Source organism: Fusobacterium ulcerans, from assembly GCF_003019675.1.
GTDB lineage: Bacteria > Fusobacteriota > Fusobacteriia > Fusobacteriales > Fusobacteriaceae > Fusobacterium_A > Fusobacterium_A ulcerans.
In genome coordinates this window covers 631,996-647,143 of the sequence record NZ_CP028105.1, presented here as the reverse complement: position 1 = coordinate 647,143, position 15,148 = coordinate 631,996, and the positions used below count along the sequence as shown (strand labels likewise).

Here is a 15,148-nt window from a genome sequence, read left to right as displayed (position 1 = left end):
TCCCCTACCCATTGGTAATGGGAAATCTAACTCCTTGGAAGCAAGGGGGAAGGTATAAAAAAATCTTTTTAAAAGGGGAGATAATTATGAGAAAATTAGCACTTTTACTAGGTTCTTTACTTGTTGTAGCATCTGCATCTGCAAAAGAAGTTGTTCCAGCTCCAGTTGTTGTTGAAGAAGCTCCAGTTCAAGTAATCGAAAAAGAAGTTATCGTTTACAGAGACAAAGAAGAAGGATTCAGACCTAACGGATATGTAGATTTACAATACAGATGGTATGGTGAAACTGAAGGTCAGGAAGATGCATTTAAATCAGCCAATGGAACAACTGCTGGAAATGGAAACTGGAATGGAGCAAATAACTATTCAAGAATCCAATTACAAGGAAAAATTAATTTAACTGAAAAACAAGCTTTAGAATACAGAATAAGAGAATATAATAGTACTTCAACTCATGCTAATGGAGAAGATGGAACAGACACAAGATTAAGATATTTCTATAACCATGGAAATCTTGGAGATTCTAAAGTTAATTTAACTTCAAGACTTCATTATAGAGATAGAGAGGATGTAGCTGGAGCACAAGAAGTAGAATACCAAGCAAGATTTAATTTTGCTGAATATATGTTCAATAATGATTTTGTGAAAACTACTAACTTTATGGTAGCTCCAAAATACAAATATGTATGGGGAGAGGGAAATGACGATGATTATGATAATAGATTGGGAGTAGATTTATATACAATGCACGAGTTCCCATGGGGATTCTCATTTGAACTTAATGTGTATGCAGATCAACACTTCTATGGTAAAGATCAGTTTTTTAATGGAACTAACAAAATGGATGATAAAAACTTTACTGTATCAGTAGAGGCATTCCTTTACAATACTCAAAACCTTTATACAAGTGCAGATGGAAAAGTATCAGTTGATTTTAACTTTGAAGGTGGATATGATACTTATGAATGGTCATCTAATAAAAAATATGGAACACCTTATTGTAATGGAAAATATGATGCAGAATATCATGCTGCTAATGACTCATATAGTTCTTTAACAGGAAAAAAAGTCTTAGCTAAGGGAATAGGAACAGATAATGAATCTTATTCACTATATGCATTACCAACAGTTCAACTTAACTATCAAGCAACACCATCTGTAAAAGTATATGTAGCAGCTGGTGCTGAGTATAGAAACTGGGCGATAAAAAATGAAAGTTCAGCGACTAACTGGAGATGGCAGCCAACTGTATTTGCAGGATTCAGAACTACATTCTAGTTTGGTTTAAAAAATTAAATAAAAATTTTTAGTGCTCACATTTGTGGGCACTTTTTTTAGCTGTGATATAATAATTATGATATTTATGTTGAAAATAATTATTCTTTGGGGGTGTGGAATTATGAAAGATGATATTATAATTAATAAAATTGAAACAATTAAAAAATGTATAAAAAGAGTAAATGAGGAATATGAAAATGATTCATTAAATTTGAAAAATTGTACAAAACAGGATTCAATAATTTTAAATATTCAGAGATTATGTGAAGCAGAGATAGATCTTGCGACTCATGTAATAAGAATAAATAAATATGGATTTTTTCAAAGCAGCAAAGAAACATTTCAAATATTAGAAAAAAATAATATTATTTCTAAAGAACTCAGTAAAAATCTTCAAGGAATGGGAGGATTTAGAAATATTGCAGTTCATGACTATCAAGCTATAAGTTTAGATATATTACAAAAAATTATTGAAAATCACTTAGAAGATGCTTTAGAATTAGCAAGAGAAATATTAAAATATGAAATTAATAAATAAAAATAAAATAATTAAAAAACTTTTAAACTTTTTCTAACAACTGAGAGTCTAAATATCATAGAAATAAAACAACAAATAATAAAGATTTTTTCTCCCCCAGAAGAAATGTTCTCCTCTCTGATAAAAAAGAGAGGAGAAAACAAAAAATAAAAAAATATTTAAACTTTTTAGAAAAAAAAGAAGTCTAAATATCAGATATAAAAAATAATAAAGAATCTAGTAAAATTGTTAATACCCCCATTAAATAAAAGATTTTCCCAGAAATCTTATGAGCCCTCCCAATAAGAGGGAAACGCTAATAATAAAATTTTATATAAAAAATCTCTCCCCGAGGTTGAGGCTGTTCTAAAAAGTTCAGCCTCTTTTTATTTTTACTTCTTCACCAAATAATCACAAAAAAAAGTTGTCTACTAAAAGGGGGTATGTCTATCCTTTTTCTATCCTCTTTTATTGGGGGATTTAAAGTATTATATTTAGGAGATTTGTGATTGGAATATGAAAGTTTTGTGAAGTTTTTTTAAAAAAAGTATTTACAAAACGTCAAAAATAATGTATAACATTGGTAATGGGAAATCTAACTCCTTGGAAGCAAGGGGGAAGGTATAAAAAAATCTTTTTAAAAGGGGAGATAATTATGAGAAAATTAGCACTTTTACTAGGTTCTTTACTTGTTGTAGCATCTGCATCTGCAAAAGAAGTTGTTCCAGCTCCAGTTGTAGTTGAAGAAGCTCCAGTTCAAGTAATCGAAAAAGAAGTTATCGTTTACAGAGACAAAGAAGAAGGATTCAGACCTAACGGTTTTGTAGATCTTCAATACAGAGTATATGGAGAAACTGAAGGTCAGGATAAAGTTGGAGGAGATAATTGGAATAAAAATAACAATTATGGAAGACTTCAATTACAAGGAAAAATTAACATGACTGAAAAACAATCATTTGAGTACAGATTAAGAACTTATGATTCTTTAAATTCTGATCTTACTTCTAATAAAGATGATCAATTAAGATTGAGATATAACTTCAATCATGGAAATCTTGGAGATTCTAAAGTTAACTTTACTTCAAGAGTTCAATATATAAAAGACAGTAGTTATGCATTGAGATATGAAGCAAGATTTGATTTTGTTGATTATATGTTTAACAATGACTTTATAAAAACTACAGAAATGGTAGTTGCTCCTTACTACGAATATACATGGAATAGAGAAGGTGAAGAAGGTTCAGGGGACAATTATGATAATGAAGTAGGATTATATGCAAACTTTGTAAATGAGTTACCATATGGATTTGGGTTCCAAGTTGAATTAGATACATTAGGTTTCCACAAATATGGAGATAAAGTTCATGGAGTGGATAATGGTAATAAAAAATCTGATAGTAATACTGATGCAGCAGTAAATGTTTATTTAACTTATGGAGCAAATTTATACTCAAATGAAAAAATTTCAGTAGATTTCTTTGCTGAATCAGGATACGACTCTTATACTTGGTCAGATAAAGTAAAAGAAAATGATGATCATTTAGGTTATAGTTTAAAAACTGATCCACAAGTTACTTTAACTTATTCTGCAACACCAACTTTCAAAGTATATGCAACTGTTGGTGCTGAATATAGAAACTGGATGAAAACTTCTGAAAGTGGAGCATCAAACTGGAGATGGCAACCATTTGGAATTGTAGGATTTAAATCTACATTCTAGTTAAATTTAAAAAATTAAATAAAAAATTTTTAGTGCTTACCTCAGGTAGGCACTTTTTTTTTGAGAAAAATCAAGGTATAATATAAAAAATAGTGTATCAGTTTTAGTATAGTATTTTTAAGGTAAATAAGGAGATTAAGTAAAGATAGGATGACTTGAGAGGTCATCCTTAAAAATTTTTTGAAAAATCTCAGATATTATCTTTCAAATAAATAATTTGTTCAGGAGGTTTTATTATGTGCAAAGAGTACAGTAGATATGATAAAAATTTAAAATTATCAGTTGTAAAAACATATTTAAAATCTAATGTAAGTGCTGAAATGTTAGCAAAAGAATATGGAGTTAAATCTGACACACAGATATTGGATTGGGTAAAAAAATACAAAAAATTAGGAGAGAGGGCTTTTGACAGGAGAAAAATCAGTAAAAATGTGATTTTAAAAAAGATAAAAACAGCTTCCACTGAAAAAAATATATCAATAAAAAAGGAAAATAAATATCTAAGAATGGAGAATGAGTACTTAAAAAAGTTGTATATTCTGCAACTGGAAGAATCAAATACAGAGCTATAGAGATGTTGGAAGATGAATACTCGGTAACGTCTTTATGCTGGGTTGCAGGAATTTCTAGGAGTGCTTATTATAAATGGAAGAAAAGAAAAGGCAGTACAAGTCAAAGGGAAGAAGAAAATAGAAAAATAGAAGAACTGATTATAGAAATAAATGAAAAATACAATGGGACATATGGAGTAAGAAGGTTATGTTCATATATAAACAGCAATACAGAATTTAAAGTAAATCATAAGAGAATATATAGAATAATGAGAGAACTGGGGGTAAAATCAATAATAAGAAATCAAAGCTACAAAGGGAAGAGTTGGGCTGGGAAAGTTGTTGATAATATACTGAACAGGGATTTTAATTCTGGTAGCCCTCTGGAAAAGTTATGTATGGATATTACAGAGATAAAAATGTATAATTTCACTGTGTATATGAATGCTGTGAAAGATATTTTTAATGATGAAATAATTGCTTATGACTTAGGACTCACTGATGGCTTTGAGCTTGTTGTAAAAACTTTGGATAAAATATTTGAATTTCCATTGAAAGAAAAGTGTATTTTACATACTGATCAAGGTTTTCAGTATACAGGAGAAAAATATTGTGATATGCTAAGAGAGAGAGGAATTATTCAATCTATGTCAAGACGGGGCAACTGTTGGGATAATGTACCTATTGAGATATTCTTTGGACATTTTAAAGCAGAACTGATATACTTATTAGATAGAGGAATGACATATGAAAATCTAGCTCAAAAGATAAAAGAGTATATCCATTTTTATAATAATGAAAGGATACAGTTGAAGCTTGATGGAATGAGTCCTGTAAAATACAAAGAAAAGTATATGAATAGTAAAAAAATATAAAATATGACATGGAATATGTCTGTAAATCAGAGGAGGAAAGAATGAAAAAAGCAGTAATATTAGGATTGATAGCTTTGAATATTTCAGTTTTCGCTGCTATAAAGCAGGAAGTACCAGAGGATATTGAAAAAGCTATAATCAGAGAGTCTCAGTCATTTGAAGGAAGCGACAGAATATCTTTTAGAAGATGGCAGACTGAATCATATTTAAAAATGGAAAAAATGGGAGCAGAGTCTGGAATACCAGCAGTAGAATTTGATAGAATAAAGCAAAGATTAAGACAAATGTATGGATCAAACTTTGTAAAACAATATCAAGTATTGCCAAGTGAAATAGCAAACTATAATGAACTTGTAGAAAGAGTAAAAGTAGAAACATTGAAAAGTGCAGTAGTGACTGAAGAGAAAAATAATGCAGCTAAAGAGCAGATGGCTAAGGAGATAGCTTCTTCTAAAGTTCCAGCTGAAGTTGTAGAAATATTTAAAGAATCAGCTGCAAAACTTTATCCAGATAACTATGTAGGGCAAAAAGCATATATCAATGCTGCAATGGAAGATTACTTCAAAATAATAGATTTTGTAAAGAAAAATAAAAAAGTATTAAATTAAAAAATCAAGCCTGACAAAGTATAAAACTTATAGTCAGGCTTTTTGATTTAGTTGTGACTTTTATTATATTCATAAAGAGTATGAAGACCTTTTATACTTAGATCAGGAGAGTAGACATCAATTTCTTCAATTTCAGCAGAGAGAATTTTACCAAGTCCTCCTGTTGCAATAATAAATGGATTATCAACTAACTCTTTGATTTTTTTTATTATATGTTTTATCTGTCCAGCATAACCATAGAAAATACCAGCTTGAATCTGCTCAATAGTATTTTTTCCAAGAACAGAGTCAGGAGTACTGAATTTTACTTTTGGTAATTTTGCTGTATTTGCAAATAGAGCGTTGATGGACATTTCTATTCCTGGAAGGATACCTCCTCCTATATAGACATTTTTTTCAAGTACTTCATAGGTAGTGGCACTTCCAAAGTCAAAAATAACAAGATTTTTATCTGGATATTCAGTTAAAGATTGTACTATATCTATTATTCTGTCAGCACCAAAACCAGTTGGATTAAGGTTTGAAGCAAAAGTAAAAGGTTTTTTCAGCTCAGAATTAACAATCATAGGCTCTATATTAAAATATTTTTTTCCTAGGAAATGAAATATAGTAATAAGATTGGGAACTACAGATGCAACTATCATCCCATCTATTTTTTCAATATCTATTTTATTAAATTTTGAAATATTTCTTAAGTATGAAAAATATTCATCTTCAGTTAATTTATCATTAGAAGCGACCCTAAAAGTCAATAAGACATTTCCTGCATCATCTAACAGTCCTGTAACTATATGAGTGTTTCCAATATCAATTGCTAAAAGCATATGATTTCCTCCTTAGTATCTTGTATATAATTAATTATAAACTAAAATTTTAAAAAAGCAATAGGAAAGGAATAAATATTGATTGATTTGTTAATAAACAACTGATATGATTATAATAGGAAAAAGAAAGGAGCAGAGAATGAGAGCATCTGGATTAGTTGTAGAGTATAATCCTTTTCATAATGGACATAGATTTCATTTGGAAAAGGCGTGTGAAATAGATAAAGAAAGTGTAAAGATTGCTGTCATGAGTGGAGATTTTGTCCAGAGAGGTGAACCAGCTGTTGTTAACAGATGGAAAAGAGCAGAAATGGCTTTAAAAAATGGAATAGATATAGCAGCAGAGCTTCCAATATTTTATTCATGTCAGAGTGCAGAAATTTTTGCCATAGGAGCAGTGGGAATTCTCAATGAATTAAAATGCAATAATATAATATTTGGATCAGAAACTTCAAATATAAATGCTTTAAAAGAAATTGCAGAGATAGAAGAGAATGCTGAATTTAAAAATAAAATAAAAGAATATCTTTCCAATGGCGAATCATATCCAACAGCACATTCAAGAGCTTTAAAAGAGCTGAAAGGAAACGATATAACTTTTGCTTCAAATGACATTTTAGGACTGGAATATATAAAGGCTATAAAGTATTGGAACAGCAGTATGGAGCCTTTGCTTATAAAAAGAGAAAAAATAGGATATTATGGGGAAAATATAGATGAAGGTTTTGCCAGTGCTACAGCTATAAGAAAATTCTTGAAAGAGAATAAAGATATAACAGATTTGGTACCAGGAGAAAGCTTTAAAATATTAAAAGAAGAGAATGAAAATAATAGACTGGTGTATTTAGAAAATTTTTATCCACTATTAAGATATGAAATAATAAGAAATAAAGATATATTATCTGATATTCAGGATATGGAAAAAGGATATGAGAACCGACTCTATGAAATGGCTGTAAAAAATTATGATTTTAGAAAATTTTATGAAGAGATAGTAAGTAAAAGATTTACTCATGGGAGAACCCAAAGAGTGTTAATTCATATTTTGACTGGAATAACACAGGAACTTACCCAAAGGGTAAAAAAAGAGGTACCTTATATAAAAATATTAGGATTTACTGACAAGGGAAGGGAATATCTTAATTATTTAAAAAAAGAAGAAAATAATAAAATTATTACATCTATGAAAAATATTAAAGATAAATTTTCTGATGATGTGAGAGAACTTGTAGAATTTAATGAGAGAGCTTCTCTTATATATAAAATGGTGAATTTTTATGAAGATTCAAAGATACCATTGATGATAAAAGGGAAATAAATAAAAATATCAATATTAATTTAATGTAATAATATTGGTATAATTAATTGAAAATTTTAAATACCGATAATAATAAATGCTAAATAAAAAGGAGAGAGTGATGAGCAAAAGAATACCTTTAAGTATACAGATATTTTATGGGTTGGGAGTAAGTTATGCCATTGTAGATCAGATTTTTGCACAATGGATATTATATTTCTATCTTCCACCTGAAAACTCAGGATTAAAACCAGTGATGGCACCATTATTTATTTCACTGGCACTTGTAATATCAAGACTTGTGGATATGGTAACAGATCCAGTAGTTGGATTCTTATCAGATAAAGTCAATACAAAGTGGGGAAGAAGGATACCTTTTATAGCAGTGGGGACTATTCCACTGGCAATATGTACAACAGCATTTTTTTATCCACCAATGGGAAATGAAAAAGCAGCATTTATTTATCTTGCAGTAGTAGGGTCTCTGTTCTTTTCATTTTATACAGTAGTAGGGGCTCCTTATAATGCCCTTATACCAGAGATAGGGCAAACACAGGAAGAAAGACTCAACCTATCAACATGGCAGTCTATCTTCAGACTTTTATACACTGCTGTGGCAATGATAATTCCTGGAGTATTGATAAAAGTTATTGGAAAGGGAGATGTTCTTTTTGGAGTAAGAGGAATGGTTATCTCTTTATGCGTTATTGCTGTAATTGGAGGCTTTATAACAGTGTTTTTAGTTCCTGAGAGAAAATATTCCTTAGGGCAAAGTTCAGATGCAGGTTTTAAAGATACTATGGGAATATTATTTAAAAATAAGTCTTTTGTATTATATCTTTTAGGACTTTTATTTTTCTTTATAGGATTTAATAATTTGAGAGCAGTTATGAACTATTTTGTAGAAGATATAATGGGATATGGAAAGGGAGCTATAACTTTAGCATCTGCTCTTCTATTTGGAATGTCAGCAATATGTTTTTATCCTACAAATCTTCTTTCAAGAAAATATGGATATAGAAAAGTTATGCTCAGCTGTCTGGCTATGCTTATAGTATTTACAATAGCTTTATTTTTCTTAGGAAAAGCAATTCCAGCAAAATTTGGATTTATATTATTTGCTCTAATTGGAATACCAATAGCAGGGGCAGGATTTATTTTCCCACCAGCTATGCTTAGTGAGATAGGAAGCAGGATAAGTGATGAAACAGGTCATAGAATAGAAGGAGTATGTTTTGGAATACAAGGTTTTTTCTTAAAAATGGCATTTTTAGTATCAATACTTATTTTACCTATAATTTTAGTTTCAGGAAATGGAGATATTTTATCAGCGATAACAGGTACTCCTAAGGGAGTGGAAAAGAGTGGTATATACCTTACTTCTATTGTGTCTACGATTTCATTTATTATATCATTCATATTTTATTATAAGTATGAGGAATAGAAATATTCAAAAATCGGAGGCAAAATTTGGAACTAATCTATATTCTAGCTTTAGAAGTTTTTATAATTATGACTATTTTTAATATCTTCTCCTTGTGGATTTCTATATTTTTAACTGTAATGGTAATAAGTGGAATATGGTTGTTTTTTAAGAAAAAAGATAAATTTATTTATATAATTCCAATTCTACTGGTAATAAGAATACTTTTCTGTGTGCATTTCAATGATTGTGAAAGACTGGATATAGTAAAAATGAAAGTAGAAGTAAATAATGGAATGGGAAAAATAATAAAAATAGATAACAGGTATCCTAAAATAAAAAGTTATACATTTATTCCAGAGATACCAGATGGAAAATATATGGTTTTAGCAGAGATAGCTAAGATTGAAGATAGAGATGATATGCAGTATTTTTATATTAATAAAATAACAGATGAAAAAATAGAAAAGAGTTGGCTTAAAAACTATTTTGAAAATAATGTGAAAAAATTTATTGCCAATGGAAGCCCTGAATTTAAAAGAGTTTACAGAGCGGTAATACTTGGTGAAGGAAAGCAGTTAAGCAGAAGTATGAGAAAAGAATTCAACTATGTGGGAATATCTCATCTTATGGCACTTTCAGGACTGCATATAGGAATAATTTTGGCAATATGCGGTTTTATTTCTAAAAAACTTCCTATTTCTAGAAAGAATAGATATATTTTTATGCTGGGAGCATTGACTATTTATTATTTAGGAGTAAAACATTCACCATCACTAACCAGAGCTTATATAATGGCAGGGATATTTATTGCTGGAAAAATATTTTATGAGGATATAGATGCGTCAAAATCTTTGGCGGCAGCATTTATAGGGGGAATATTTATAAGCCCCATATCCATGAATGAAGTATCGTTTATATTATCATATTTAGCTGTATTTGCTATAATATGTATATATCCATTAATAAGAAAAGTTATATATAAAGGAAAATCTAAATTTGTGGAGAAGCTGATACTTCTTACAACTATCCAGTTTTTCCTTACCCCCATATTGATAAAAGAATTTGGAACTATTCAGTTTCTCTCATTCTTTAGTAATTTAATTATTCTGCCAGTTGGGACTTTATATATACTGCTGGCATTTGTTGGGCTTTTTCTTGAAAATTTGGGACTTGGCTTTATTGTTTTTCCAATAACCAATATAGTTTTTGAAATATTTATGAAATTAGTGGAGATTTTTTCTAAAATTCCAGGGTTGACTTTGAGATATAATGGGAGCAAGGATAATGCCCTATTTTTAATTTTTTATGTTATAATATTTGGGATAGTATTTTATAATAAATTTAAAACGGAAGGTAAAAAAGATGAAGAGATTTCTGGAAGAACTAAAATATTTAAATAGCGGAATGTCTAATGTGACAAAAATTATTTTAGCAGTTATTGTTTTATATTTTATTTTTGGAACTGGAGGGAATATCCTTACAAATCCAATGATATTTTTAAATATAGCTATACTTCTTTTGTCTCTTTTGATACATGAAGTGGCTCATGGAGTAATGGCATACATATGTGGAGACCCTACAGCAAAAAATTATGGGAGATTGAGTTTGAATCCCCTGAAACATTTAGATCCATTAGGGACATTGTTTCCTATCTTATTGATACTTTCTGGTTCATCTTTTATATTTGGATGGGCAAAACCAGTTCCAATCAATTACTGGAGATTAAAATATGGAAGATTGGGAGAATTTTTAGTGGCAATAGCAGGAGTAGCTTCAAACTTTATTCTAGCTGCCATAGGACTATTTCTTTTTAAATATGCAGCACCTCATTTAGGAAACAGATATGTTTATGCAGCTGTGATTTATATGATAAGATTGAATATACTTCTTGGAGTATTTAACCTTATACCTATTCCTCCATTAGATGGATCGAGGGTTTTAGCTTCTTTAGGAAATGATGATTTAAGAAATACAATTTTTTATATGGATAGATATGGAATAATAATCATACTTCTTCTAAATATGACAGGGGTGTTATGGAGAATAATTGCTCCAGCATATTCGGGAATACTTTATATTCTGGAAAAATTGATATAGGCAGGGAAAGAATGAAAAGTGTAGAAAGAGAATGTTCAATAGAATTTGAAGAGAGAAAATCAAAATTTATTGGGTATGTAAAACCTATAGGAAGCAAGCAGGAAGCTGAAGACTTTATAGCTGAAATAAGAGAAAAGCATAGAGATGCAACTCATAACTGCACTGCATACAAAGTTGTTGATAATGGGCAGGAATATTTTAAAACTGATGATGATGGGGAGCCTAGTGGAACAGCAGGAAAGCCAATGGGGGATATAATAACATATATGGATGTTACCAATCTGGTAGTGATTGCTACAAGATATTTTGGCGGAATAAAACTGGGAGCTGGAGGACTTGTAAGAAATTATGCCAAGACGGCAAAATTAGCTATACAGGAAGCTGGAATAGCAGAATATATAGAGAAAAAAACATATATGATAGATTTTCCTTATGAGAAAATAAGTGATGTAGAAACTATAATAGACAGTCTGAATGGTGGATATTTAGATAAGGGATTCAATGAGAGAGTAACATATAAAATAAGAACAAATATTGAAACTTTTGAAGCTCTGAAAGAAGTAAAAGGACTGCTTATAATTGAATTGTAATATAAAAAGAGGGCATGAACAACAAGCCCTCTTTATAATTGTATAAAAAAACCACTTGCTAAGCGAGTGGTACAAAAAAGCCGGAAGGCTATGCTTAGAAAATAAAAGCTCCTTTGATATAATTAATTAGGTTTGCCGGCCGATTAACTAATCAAAGGAGGTCATAAAATGTATGACAATAATAGTCTATCACATACAACATGGAATTGTAAATATCATATCATATTCGCACCAAAATATAGAAGGCAGGTAATATATGGAAAAATCAAAGGAGATATAGGGCAGATATTAAGAAAACTCTGCGAATTTAAAGGAGTAGAAATAATAGAGGCTAATGCCTGTAAAGACCATATACATATGTTGGTAAGTATACCTCCGAAAATAAGCATATCAAGTTTTATGGGATATTTGAAAGGGAAAAGTTCATTGATGATATTTGATAAACATGCAAATTTAAAATATAAATATGGGAATAGACATTTTTGGTGTAGAGGATATTATGTTGATACAGTAGGAAGAAATAAAGAAAGGATCGCAAAATATATAAGAGAACAGTTGCAAGAAGATATAGCGAATGATCAATTGACATTGAAAGAGTATATAGATCCTTTCGGAGAAAAAACAAACTAAAGCACACCAGCTACTTAAGTAGCTGAATGAAGAATTACGCGGTTGGCAAACCATTCAGTAAGGCTTAAGCCTAAGCTAGTACCATACCCTTATAGGGTGGAGCAAACCACCACTTGAAGTGGTGGTTTGTGATTTCTAAAAATATTTTGTGCTGTATCTAAAAGTCTTTCTTCTAAATGGAAAATAAATTGCATATGTCAATATCAAATATATACCTTCTACAACTGCAATGTAGTATGGCCACTTTCCAAAATGATCCAGTGGAGAAGTAAAATCTGGAATTCTATTGACATAAAGATAATTTGTTCCAAGATTTGAATTTATAAAAAATATAATTACTGCAAGGACATTTAAGAATACAAATGAATCTACCCAGCCTCTGAAGGTAGGTTTAAACTCAAAGAAAATTACTCCGTAAATAGCTGCAAATATTAGATAAAAATGTGTGATGTAAAAACTCAATGTCAATGGATGAGGAAAAGAGTATTTTACATCAGGGGTAAGGATTGCAAAAATAGCACCTAAACTCCAATAATAAGTTACCTGAAATAATGATGGTGATTTAGTAAACATCATAAGCAGGGCAAAAATCAATGTAAGGTTACACAAATGAAGAGGAAGAAGACCTTTGATAGGTTCCCCAAAATAAAAATGTCTGTAACTTAACTCACTGACTTTTATGATCAGGATTATTAAAGCAGAAACCTGAGCAAATCTATATCTAGGAAGAAATGCTGCAATAATGATAAAAGCGAATACTGCTAAAAATCCTCCACCTATAAACCAAAAATGTTCAGTACTAAAAAGTGTAAAAGTATCCATGTTTTCCTCCTATTTGTGGAATCCTAAGTCAGCAGGGTTTATATCCCCAGAGACATATTCAATTTTCCCACCTGTTTTTTCAAAATTTTTTCTTTTTTCTGTAACTTTGAGGATTAAAGATATTGTATCCTCGTTTAATGAGTCTTTTCGAAATAATCCTTTAGACCAAAAGAAAATAACCAGATTGCTGTCACCAAATATTTTTTTTTCTCCAGTCTGTGAAGCTATATCCATAGCCAGATATAATCCGAGAAGTTCTCCATAGTTGTTTGTTTTATCAGTACCAAGATGGATATTTCCATAGGAATTAACAGAAAGTCCAAAAGAATTTTTCTCTAGGAGAGAGGTTCCTTTCAGATCAGTAACTCTTACTTCTACACCAATTCCACGCCCTGTACCAGAGTCAAAATATATTCCATCAACAAGTGATTCTTTTAATTTTTCTTTTTTTACTTTAGGAGCCTGATCACCTGTTTTCTTTTCATAATGAGCTCCTGCTTCAAGCCACTGCTTTCCTTCTTTTTCTGTTGGAAAAGATTTATATCTGGCTTTTTTGCCATGAACAAGGCTTTTGCATTTATCCCAGTTATCAACCATCCCCTTGATATTTTCATCTTCTAAGAAGTAAGCATAAAATTTTTTACCCACAATTCCTCCTGAAAAAATAATCATATAGAATATCTTAACTTATAAAAAGAAATTTTACAAATATATTTATTGAAATATATTTTATAAACAAATTAATGATAGAAAATTTTTAATAAACGCACTTAAAAAAAAGTTGCAAAACTTATATATTTATGATAAAATCTCTTGTGATATTAAGAAAATTTTTGTTAGGAAGGTGAAAATCAATGAAAAAAAATATTCATCCACAATACAACATTATAACTGTTGAATGTACATGTGGAGAAAAATTTGAAACAAGATCAACTTATGCTAAAGGGAGCGAACTTAAAATAGCTGTTTGCTCAAAATGCCACCCATTCTATACAGGGAAAGCTAAATTTATTGATGCTGCTGGTAGAGTTGACAAATTCAACAAAAGATACAATATTAATAAATAGTCGTATCAGAACAGGACTTTATAGTCCTGTTTTTTTATGACAGAATTTAATTTTGAAAAACTCTAAGTTTTTTGGTATAATATATGAGAAAAAAATTTAGTAAAACAGGAGGAAAAAATGGCAGTAATAGAAATTAATCATCCCTTAATTCAACACAAACTGACAATACTTAGAAATATAGGAACAGATACAAAAGATTTTAGAGAGAATCTAAATGAAATAGCAAAACTTATGACATATGAAGCAACAAAAAATCTTAAGCTAGAAGAAACAGAGGTAACAACTCCTTTAATGTCTACTATAGGACATACACTTCAAGACAGACTTGCTATTGTACCTATTTTAAGAGCTGGATTGGGAATGGTAGACGGGATACAAGATCTTATCCCAACTGCAAAAGTAGGACATATTGGAGTATACAGAAATGAGGAGACATTAGAACCTGTTTACTACTATTGCAAACTTCCTGTAGATATAACATCTAGAAAAGTTATTGTTGTAGATCCAATGTTGGCAACTGGAGGATCAGCAGTTTATGCAATAGACTATTTAAAATCTGAAGGAGTTAAAGATATTATCTTTATGTGTCTGGTAGCTGCTCCAGAAGGAATAGCAAAACTTCTTAACAAACATCCAGATGTATCTATCTACACAGCTAAAATCGACCAAGGATTAACAAAAGAGGGATATATTTATCCTGGACTTGGAGATTGTGGAGACAGAATATTCGGAACTAAATAAGCTATAAAGAATTAAACCTTATCAAGAGCATCTGAAAGCAAAAAAAATTTGCTAATTCAGTTGCTCTTTTTTTGGAAAATGGTATAATTTTTATTGAGGTGTAAAG

General features: G+C 30.2%; 17 protein-coding genes. 14 read left to right on the top strand and 3 right to left on the bottom strand.

Annotated features, from left to right (window positions below):
* Nucleotides 1-86: 86 nt before the first annotated feature.
* The 6 genes from fomA (C4N20_RS03010) (at nucleotide 87) to C4N20_RS02985 (ending at nucleotide 5,548) form a co-directional block, all read left to right on the top strand.
* A complete protein-coding gene (gene fomA / locus C4N20_RS03010; protein WP_005981006.1) occupies nucleotides 87-1,277 on the top strand; it encodes a major outer membrane protein FomA in 1,191 nt (396 codons plus the stop codon).
* Nucleotides 1,278-1,398: 121 nt separating this feature from the next.
* Nucleotides 1,399-1,815, top strand: a complete 417-nt coding sequence (gene hepT / locus C4N20_RS03005) for a type VII toxin-antitoxin system HepT family RNase toxin (protein WP_005981008.1) — start codon at nucleotides 1,399-1,401, stop codon at nucleotides 1,813-1,815.
* A 634-nt stretch (nucleotides 1,816-2,449) separates the two neighbouring features.
* Nucleotides 2,450-3,514, top strand: coding sequence for a major outer membrane protein FomA (gene fomA / locus C4N20_RS03000; protein WP_005981010.1), 1,065 nt, complete (start codon nucleotides 2,450-2,452; stop codon nucleotides 3,512-3,514).
* A gap of 236 nt (nucleotides 3,515-3,750) precedes the next feature.
* Complete coding sequence (locus C4N20_RS02995) at nucleotides 3,751-4,086, top strand: transposase (RefSeq protein ID WP_005981012.1); 336 nt, start codon at nucleotides 3,751-3,753, stop codon at nucleotides 4,084-4,086.
* A 2-nt stretch (nucleotides 4,087-4,088) separates the two neighbouring features.
* A complete protein-coding gene (locus C4N20_RS02990) occupies nucleotides 4,089-4,940 on the top strand; it encodes an IS3 family transposase (protein ID WP_005981014.1) in 852 nt (283 codons plus the stop codon).
* A gap of 41 nt (nucleotides 4,941-4,981) precedes the next feature.
* Complete coding sequence (locus C4N20_RS02985; protein ID WP_005981016.1) at nucleotides 4,982-5,548, top strand: hypothetical protein; 567 nt, start codon at nucleotides 4,982-4,984, stop codon at nucleotides 5,546-5,548.
* Nucleotides 5,549-5,595: 47 nt separating this feature from the next.
* Here the strand turns inward: C4N20_RS02985 and C4N20_RS02980 are convergent, their stop codons facing one another.
* The gene (locus tag C4N20_RS02980) at nucleotides 5,596-6,372 is read right to left on the bottom strand and encodes a type III pantothenate kinase (RefSeq protein WP_005981018.1); all 777 of its coding nucleotides are present in this window, start codon (nucleotides 6,370-6,372) and stop codon (nucleotides 5,596-5,598) included.
* A gap of 139 nt (nucleotides 6,373-6,511) precedes the next feature.
* On the opposite strand from C4N20_RS02980, the gene C4N20_RS02975 reads away from it, so the two are divergent.
* From C4N20_RS02975 to tnpA, 6 genes are all read left to right on the top strand, one after another.
* Nucleotides 6,512-7,690, top strand: a complete 1,179-nt coding sequence (locus C4N20_RS02975; RefSeq protein WP_005981020.1) for a nucleotidyltransferase — start codon at nucleotides 6,512-6,514, stop codon at nucleotides 7,688-7,690.
* A gap of 100 nt (nucleotides 7,691-7,790) precedes the next feature.
* Nucleotides 7,791-9,113: an MFS transporter gene (locus C4N20_RS02970; RefSeq protein WP_005981023.1), complete on the top strand. Its 1,323-nt coding sequence runs from the start codon at nucleotides 7,791-7,793 to the stop codon at nucleotides 9,111-9,113.
* Between the two features lie 26 nt (nucleotides 9,114-9,139).
* Nucleotides 9,140-10,495, top strand: a complete 1,356-nt coding sequence (locus C4N20_RS02965) for a ComEC/Rec2 family competence protein (RefSeq protein WP_005981025.1) — start codon at nucleotides 9,140-9,142, stop codon at nucleotides 10,493-10,495.
* Entirely contained in the window at nucleotides 10,458-11,192 is a 735-nt protein-coding gene (locus C4N20_RS02960) for a site-2 protease family protein (RefSeq protein WP_005981027.1), read from the top strand. Before C4N20_RS02965 ends, C4N20_RS02960 begins: the two co-directional genes overlap by 38 nt.
* Before the next feature lie 11 nt (nucleotides 11,193-11,203).
* Complete coding sequence (locus C4N20_RS02955; RefSeq protein WP_005981029.1) at nucleotides 11,204-11,782, top strand: IMPACT family protein; 579 nt, start codon at nucleotides 11,204-11,206, stop codon at nucleotides 11,780-11,782.
* Between the two features lie 168 nt (nucleotides 11,783-11,950).
* Nucleotides 11,951-12,412 (top strand): IS200/IS605 family transposase, encoded by a 462-nt coding sequence (gene tnpA / locus C4N20_RS02950; protein ID WP_005981031.1) that lies wholly within the window; start codon nucleotides 11,951-11,953, stop codon nucleotides 12,410-12,412.
* Between the two features lie 135 nt (nucleotides 12,413-12,547).
* On the opposite strand, the gene C4N20_RS02945 is transcribed toward tnpA, so the two are convergent.
* Together C4N20_RS02945 and C4N20_RS02940 are read right to left on the bottom strand one after the other, a co-directional pair.
* Nucleotides 12,548-13,234 (bottom strand): YwaF family protein, encoded by a 687-nt coding sequence (locus C4N20_RS02945; protein ID WP_005981033.1) that lies wholly within the window; start codon nucleotides 13,232-13,234, stop codon nucleotides 12,548-12,550.
* A 9-nt stretch (nucleotides 13,235-13,243) separates the two neighbouring features.
* A complete protein-coding gene (locus C4N20_RS02940; RefSeq protein WP_005981034.1) occupies nucleotides 13,244-13,882 on the bottom strand; it encodes a ribonuclease H family protein in 639 nt (212 codons plus the stop codon).
* Nucleotides 13,883-14,088: 206 nt separating this feature from the next.
* On the opposite strand from C4N20_RS02940, the gene rpmE reads away from it, so the two are divergent.
* Together rpmE and upp are read left to right on the top strand one after the other, a co-directional pair.
* Entirely contained in the window at nucleotides 14,089-14,301 is a 213-nt protein-coding gene (rpmE, locus tag C4N20_RS02935) for a 50S ribosomal protein L31 (RefSeq protein ID WP_005981036.1), read from the top strand.
* A 117-nt stretch (nucleotides 14,302-14,418) separates the two neighbouring features.
* A complete protein-coding gene (upp, locus tag C4N20_RS02930; RefSeq protein WP_005981038.1) occupies nucleotides 14,419-15,042 on the top strand; it encodes a uracil phosphoribosyltransferase in 624 nt (207 codons plus the stop codon).
* Nucleotides 15,043-15,148: the final 106 nt, after the last annotated feature.

Bases quoted from the DNA above. Each gene is read 5' to 3' on its own strand.
- upp (WP_005981038.1), top strand. From the start codon at position 14,419: ATGGCAGTAATAGAAATTAATCATCCCTTAATTCAACACAAACTGACA.
- C4N20_RS02990 (WP_005981014.1), top strand. From the start codon at position 4,089: ATGTTGGAAGATGAATACTCGGTAACGTCTTTATGCTGGGTTGCAGGA.
- C4N20_RS02945 (WP_005981033.1), bottom strand. From the start codon at position 13,234: ATGGATACTTTTACACTTTTTAGTACTGAACATTTTTGGTTTATAGGT.
- C4N20_RS02960 (WP_005981027.1), top strand. From the start codon at position 10,458: ATGAAGAGATTTCTGGAAGAACTAAAATATTTAAATAGCGGAATGTCT.
- rpmE (WP_005981036.1), top strand. From the start codon at position 14,089: ATGAAAAAAAATATTCATCCACAATACAACATTATAACTGTTGAATGT.
- C4N20_RS02970 (WP_005981023.1), top strand. From the start codon at position 7,791: ATGAGCAAAAGAATACCTTTAAGTATACAGATATTTTATGGGTTGGGA.
- fomA (WP_005981010.1), top strand. From the start codon at position 2,450: ATGAGAAAATTAGCACTTTTACTAGGTTCTTTACTTGTTGTAGCATCT.
- C4N20_RS02995 (WP_005981012.1), top strand. From the start codon at position 3,751: ATGTGCAAAGAGTACAGTAGATATGATAAAAATTTAAAATTATCAGTT.
- tnpA (WP_005981031.1), top strand. From the start codon at position 11,951: ATGTATGACAATAATAGTCTATCACATACAACATGGAATTGTAAATAT.
- hepT (WP_005981008.1), top strand. From the start codon at position 1,399: ATGAAAGATGATATTATAATTAATAAAATTGAAACAATTAAAAAATGT.
- C4N20_RS02980 (WP_005981018.1), bottom strand. From the start codon at position 6,372: ATGCTTTTAGCAATTGATATTGGAAACACTCATATAGTTACAGGACTG.
- C4N20_RS02975 (WP_005981020.1), top strand. From the start codon at position 6,512: ATGAGAGCATCTGGATTAGTTGTAGAGTATAATCCTTTTCATAATGGA.
- C4N20_RS02955 (WP_005981029.1), top strand. From the start codon at position 11,204: ATGAAAAGTGTAGAAAGAGAATGTTCAATAGAATTTGAAGAGAGAAAA.
- fomA (WP_005981006.1), top strand. From the start codon at position 87: ATGAGAAAATTAGCACTTTTACTAGGTTCTTTACTTGTTGTAGCATCT.
- C4N20_RS02985 (WP_005981016.1), top strand. From the start codon at position 4,982: ATGAAAAAAGCAGTAATATTAGGATTGATAGCTTTGAATATTTCAGTT.